The 5062-nt window shown below is 72.2% G+C and carries 5 protein-coding genes; 2 read left to right on the forward strand and 3 right to left on the reverse strand.

Going from position 1 to position 5062, the window contains the following annotated elements:
• Positions 1-70: 70 nt before the first annotated feature.
• Positions 71-277, reverse strand: coding sequence for a DUF5999 family protein (locus ACRWND_RS30180; RefSeq protein ID WP_431955052.1), 207 nt, complete (start codon positions 275-277; stop codon positions 71-73).
• Positions 278-523: 246 nt separating this feature from the next.
• Positions 524-1114 carry a hypothetical protein gene (locus ACRWND_RS30185; protein WP_431955054.1) on the reverse strand — a complete coding sequence of 197 codons (591 nt, stop codon included), beginning with the start codon at positions 1112-1114 and terminating at the stop codon, positions 524-526.
• A 567-nt stretch (positions 1115-1681) separates the two neighbouring features.
• Between ACRWND_RS30185 and ACRWND_RS30190 the strand changes: the two genes are divergently transcribed.
• Together ACRWND_RS30190 and ACRWND_RS30195 are read left to right on the forward strand one after the other, a co-directional pair.
• A complete protein-coding gene (locus ACRWND_RS30190) occupies positions 1682-3178 on the forward strand; it encodes a glutamate--cysteine ligase (protein WP_431955056.1) in 1497 nt (498 codons plus the stop codon).
• Positions 3179-3212: 34 nt separating this feature from the next.
• Positions 3213-4040: a CPBP family intramembrane glutamic endopeptidase gene (locus tag ACRWND_RS30195; RefSeq protein ID WP_431955058.1), complete on the forward strand. Its 828-nt coding sequence runs from the start codon at positions 3213-3215 to the stop codon at positions 4038-4040.
• Between the two features lie 25 nt (positions 4041-4065).
• On the opposite strand, the gene ACRWND_RS30200 is transcribed toward ACRWND_RS30195, so the two are convergent.
• Complete coding sequence (locus ACRWND_RS30200) at positions 4066-4893, reverse strand: PhzF family phenazine biosynthesis protein (protein ID WP_431955060.1); 828 nt, start codon at positions 4891-4893, stop codon at positions 4066-4068.
• Between the last annotated feature and the right edge of the window lie 169 nt (positions 4894-5062).

The raw sequence follows: 5062 nt of genomic DNA on the forward strand, positions 1-5062 counted from the left end.
GCGCTCGAAAGCGCTCAAGGGTCGGCCCCGCTGCTCCAGCGGGGTCGGCCCTGTGTCGTTCCCGGCCCGGTCAGGCCGCCGTGACGATGTGCTCGCCGCCGAGCGGGCGGCGCGGGGCGATGATCTGCCCGTCGGGAAGGAGCTCACCGGTGTCCTCGAAGAGCAGGACACCGTTGCACAGCAGGCTCCAGCCCTGCTCGGGGTGGCTGGCCGTGATGAGGGCGGCCTCGCGGTCGGGGCTGCCGGCGGACGGGCAATGCGGTTGGTGCGGGCACATGGACGACGTCTTTCGCTGTGAGTGGTGTGAAGTGCGGCTGCCCTGGGTAGAAACTTTGGCCATTCCGCTCCCCCGTTCAGTCGGTCGGTCCCAGTGTTGCTCTCCTGGCGGATTTCCGCAGGGGTTTCCTGTGAGCTGTCCTCGTCCGTGAAGGACGCGTTCACTCGCGAGGGCGGTTGCCGGACAAGGCGACGCCTCCGTGACCGGACGGTCACGGAGGCGTGTGAGGCGCCCCAGCCGGCAGCCTCAGGCGGTGGTGCCGAGCAGCGGGGGCGGAGCCAGCCGCAGGGTCAGCACCGGCACGAGGTCGGAGAGCCGGTGCATGCGGTGCGCGGCGATCCCCGGCGGGGCCGGCGCCAGCGGGATCAGCAGGTCGGAGGGGTCCGGTTGGGCCGTGCCCGCGTCAGCCGCGACGTCCCCGTGCAGCCACAGCGTCAGCATGTAGAGCCCCGGTACCGACAGGAGATGCGGCTGGTACGGGGTGGTGAGCGCGTCGGACTGGCGCAGCGCGCGCTCGGTGGAGGCCAGGTAGGGGCCCTCGCAGAAGTGCGAGAACGCCCATCCGTCCGGGGTCTCCACGGTCTCGCCCGCGGCGGCCACCTTCTCCCCCGTGCGGATGTGGAAGCGCCAGCCGGTCAGGCGTGCCCGGGGCAGTCCGCCCGGTGTGGTGGCGCCGGGGTCGAGGACGTGCAGGGGAAGCGGGTTGTCGGCGACGAGTGGTCCCGCGGCGTTGCGCAGCGCGGGGGTGCGGGCCTCGCGGACGGCGGTGGGGGAGCTCAGGGCGGCGAGAACGCTCCGCAGAGCGGGCGCGGGGGCTGGGGCTACCTGCAGCGGCATGTGGGCGGCCTCTCATGAGGAGACACGGGGGGTGCTCGGCGGGGTGCGGACAGCACTGTCAGCGGTGGAGCTGATGGAACTGCGGCAGGCCGGGACAGCCCGGATCCGTGGGGCGCGCAGGGGCGACGACGTACGGAATCAGCGTGGGCATGCGGATCCCTTCCCGTGGCCGGTGTGTCGCGGGCGCGCGGCGGGTCGCGGAGGCTCTGCCTTCAACGAAGGATATACGAGGAGTGTTCGCGCGGTGTTTCAGCTAGCCGTCAGCGATATTACGGGCAAGGCGGTTCCAGGTCACCCCGGACAGCTATTTCATCCCTGTTCGGACCCTTGCTCGCTCCGTCGCCCACGCCGTGAACTGCGCTTTCCGGGCTACTGCGGACGGCTGAATCCTGTCGGCCTTTTTCACCAGCGGGCCACCGGCGGCAAGTGAATTCCGTACGTGCCCTTGGAATGTGCCGCCAGACGGTGCGCGTGGCCAGCTTAGCGCTACCGGGGGCGGCACCGGGGCCTTATCGATCTCAGGGCTGGGCATGCTGGGATCACGGCCCACTCGAGGAAGGACCTCCGATGGGGGAAAAGGTCGCGGCCACGGGGTTCGACCTGGCCGACCGCCCGCGGTACCGCAGGAAGCTGAAGCAGTGCCTGCTGGGGTTGGAGCGACTGCTGGAGGAGAAGCGGTTCGACCGTCCCCGGAATCTCATGGGACTGGAGATCGAACTGAATCTCACCGACCGCGACGGGCTGCCGCGCATGATGAACGAGGAGGTGCTCGAGCGCATCGCGAGCCGCGATTTCCAGACGGAGCTCGCCCAGTTCAACATCGAGGTGAACATCGCGCCGCACCGGCTTTCCGGACGGGTCTTCGACCGGCTCGCCGAAGAGTTGCGCATGGGCCTCGGATATGCGGAGGGAAAGGCCCGCGAGGTCGGCGCGCGCATCGTGATGGTGGGAATCCTGCCCACCCTCGGCGTTCAGGACCTGGTCGGCGCCAACCTCTCCCGCGTCGACCGGTACATGCTGCTCAACGACCGCATCCTGGCCGCCCGCGGCGAGGACATCACCCTGGACATCTCGGGGGTGGAACGGCTGACCTGCGTGTCCGGCTCGATAGCCCCGGAGGCGGCGTGCACCTCCATGCAGATGCACCTCCAGGTCACCCCGGCGCGCTTCGCCGCGGTGTGGAACGCCGCGCAGGCGGTGGCCGGCCCCCAGGTGGCGCTCGGCGCCAACTCCCCCTTCCTGTTCGGCCGCGAGCTGTGGCGGGAGACCCGGCCCACGCTCTTCCAGCAGGCCACCGACACCCGCCCCGAGGAGCTGCGCGCCCAGGGCGTGCGCCCGTTGACCTGGTTCGGCGAGCGCTGGATCGACTCCGCGTACGACCTCTTCGCCGAGAACGTGCGCTACTTCCCTTCCCTGCTGCCCATCTGCGAGGACGAGGACCCGCTGCACGTCCTCGACGAGGGCGGGGTGCCGCAGCTGAAGGAACTGACCCTCCACAACGGGACGATCTACCGCTGGAACCGCCCGGTGTACGAGGTCGTCGACGGGGTGCCCCATCTGCGGGTGGAGAACCGGGTGATGCCCGCCGGGCCCACCGTCGCGGACGTGCTCGCCAACACCGCCTTCTACTACGGACTCGTACGCTCCCTCGCCGAGGCGCCGCGGCCGGTGTGGAGCCGGCTGCCCTTCGCGGCCGCCGCGGGGAACTTCGACGCCGCGTGCCGGTACGGCATCGAGGCGACGTTCACCTGGCCCCGGCCGGGGCGCGGCAACGGCCTGGCGGAGGTCGGGGCCGTCGAACTCGTCCTGGACGAGCTCCTGCCGATGGCCGCCGCAGGACTCGACGCCTGGGGGATCGATCCGGTGGACCGGGACCACTACCTCGGCATCATCGAGGGCCGCTGCCGCAACCGCATGAACGGCGCCGAGTGGCAGGCCGCCGCCTTCCACCAGGAAGTGGAGCGCGGGCTGGACCGGCAGCGCGCTCTGGCCGCGATGACCCTGCGCTACTGCGAGCTGATGCACTCCGGCGCCCCCGTGCACGAGTGGCCGCTGGAACGCTGAGCCGCCGCCCGCGCCGCCGGGCCCATGAGGCAGGATGGCGCGGGTGGAGGACTGTGTGGACAGGAATTCGGTGGGGCACGGCGGGTCCGGCACCGGGGCGCCGGAGCGGCTCGCCCCGCGCACGCTGCGCAGCGAGACCCTCCTGGTGCTCGCGCTGTCGCTGGGCGCGAGCGCGGTCTCGGCGCTGATCAGCTTCGTCGGGTCACTGACCAGGCCCGGCGGGCTCAAGGACCAGGCGGCCACTCTCGTCGGCTCGCAGGCGCCTGGCCGTCCGTGGCTGGACCTGGCCTGGCAGCTGTTCGGCGTCGCCACCGCGCTCGTCCCGGTCGCGCTCGTCGCCCACCTGCTGGCCCGTGAGGGCACGGGCATGCCCGCCATCGGCTTCGACCTGCGCCGCCCGCGCACCGACGTGCTGCGCGGCGCCGTCCTGGCGGCGGCCATCGGCGGCACCGGACTGCTGTTCTACCTGGGCGCGCGCGCCTCCGGGTTCAACCTGACGGTCGTGCCGGAGTCGTTGCCCGACGTCTGGTGGAAGATCCCCGTCCTGATCGCCTCCGCGATCCAGAACGCGGTGCTCGAAGAGGTCGTCGTCGTCGGCTATCTCCTGCGCAGACTCGGGCAGTTGGGCTGGACATCGGTCGGCGCGCTGGCGGCCAGCAGTGTGCTGCGCGGCTCGTACCACCTCTACCAGGGCATCGGCGGGCTCATCGGGAACATGGCGATGGGCGTCGTCTTCGTCCTGCTCTACCGGCGATGGGGCCGGGTGGGGCCGCTGGTGGCGGCCCACGCCCTCATCGACATCGTGGCCTTCGTGGGGTACGCGCTGCTCGCCGGGAAGGTCGGCTGGCTGCCGACCGGCTGACGCAGGCCCAGGGGCTGACGCCGGCCTACGGGCGGGCGTGCAGCTCGCCGTCGATCACGGTGACCGCACGGCCGCTGAGGCGCACCCGGTCGCCGCCGAGCGCCGTGCGCACCAGGCCGGAGCGCGCCGAGGCCTGCAGCCCGGTCAGCTCCTCCCGGCCGAGGCGCCGCGCCCAGAAGGGCGCGAGGGCGGTGTGGGCGCTGCCGGTGACCGGGTCCTCGTCGATGCCGACGGCGGGGAAGAAGCCGCGGGAGACGAAGTCGTAGCCGCAGGTCGCCGGGGTCTCGGCGGCGGCGGTCACGATGAGGCCGCGCTTGGAGGGCAGGGCGGCGACGGCGGCGATGTCGGGCGTGAGCGCGCGCACGGTCTTCTCGTCGACGACTTCCACCAGCAGGTCGCCCACGTCCTCGCCGGTCTCGTGCACCGAGAGCACCTCGGCGCCGATCGCCGCGGCGATCTCCTCCGTGACGTCGACCGGGGTGAGCGGGGCGACGGGGAAGTCCATGGTGATGGTGCCGTCCTCGCCGGCGGCCGCGGTGAGGACGCCGGAGCGGGTGCCGAACCGCACCGGGCCGCGGGCGGCGCCCGTGTCGTGCAGGATGTGCGCGGTGGCGAGGGTGGCGTGCCCGCACATGTTCACCTCGGCCCTGGGGGTGAACCAGCGGAGGGCCCAGTCTGTGTCCGGGGCGCCGGGCGTGGGGTGGGCGAACGCGGTCTCGGAGAGGTTGACCTCCGCTGCCACGAGCTGGAGCCAGCCGTCCTCGGGGAAACTGTCCGCGTCCAGCAGCAGCACGCCCGCGGGGTTTCCGGCGAAGGGACGGTCGGTGAAGGCGTCGACGATACGGATCCGCATGCCGCGACCCTACGGAGGCCAGGAGGCGACCGGCCAGGGCCAATCCAGGGGGTGTGGCCTGCAGGGTGGGTGCCGCCACCGGGCCGCGGGCCCGAACCGACCCGTCCGCGCCTGCTCGGGGCCGCGCCGGGTCGGTTTGCGGGCGGTGGTGTGACGGCGGGATGCGGGC

This window comes from Actinacidiphila sp. bgisy167 (assembly GCF_965342175.1).
GTDB lineage: Bacteria > Actinomycetota > Actinomycetes > Streptomycetales > Streptomycetaceae > Actinacidiphila.

Bases quoted from the DNA above. Each gene is read 5' to 3' on its own strand.
- ACRWND_RS30180 (WP_431955052.1), bottom strand. From the start codon at position 277: ATGTGCCCGCACCAACCGCATTGCCCGTCCGCCGGCAGCCCCGACCGC.
- ACRWND_RS30185 (WP_431955054.1), bottom strand. From the start codon at position 1,114: ATGCCGCTGCAGGTAGCCCCAGCCCCCGCGCCCGCTCTGCGGAGCGTT.
- ACRWND_RS30190 (WP_431955056.1), top strand. From the start codon at position 1,682: ATGGGGGAAAAGGTCGCGGCCACGGGGTTCGACCTGGCCGACCGCCCG.
- ACRWND_RS30195 (WP_431955058.1), top strand. From the start codon at position 3,213: ATGGCGCGGGTGGAGGACTGTGTGGACAGGAATTCGGTGGGGCACGGC.
- ACRWND_RS30200 (WP_431955060.1), bottom strand. From the start codon at position 4,893: ATGCGGATCCGTATCGTCGACGCCTTCACCGACCGTCCCTTCGCCGGA.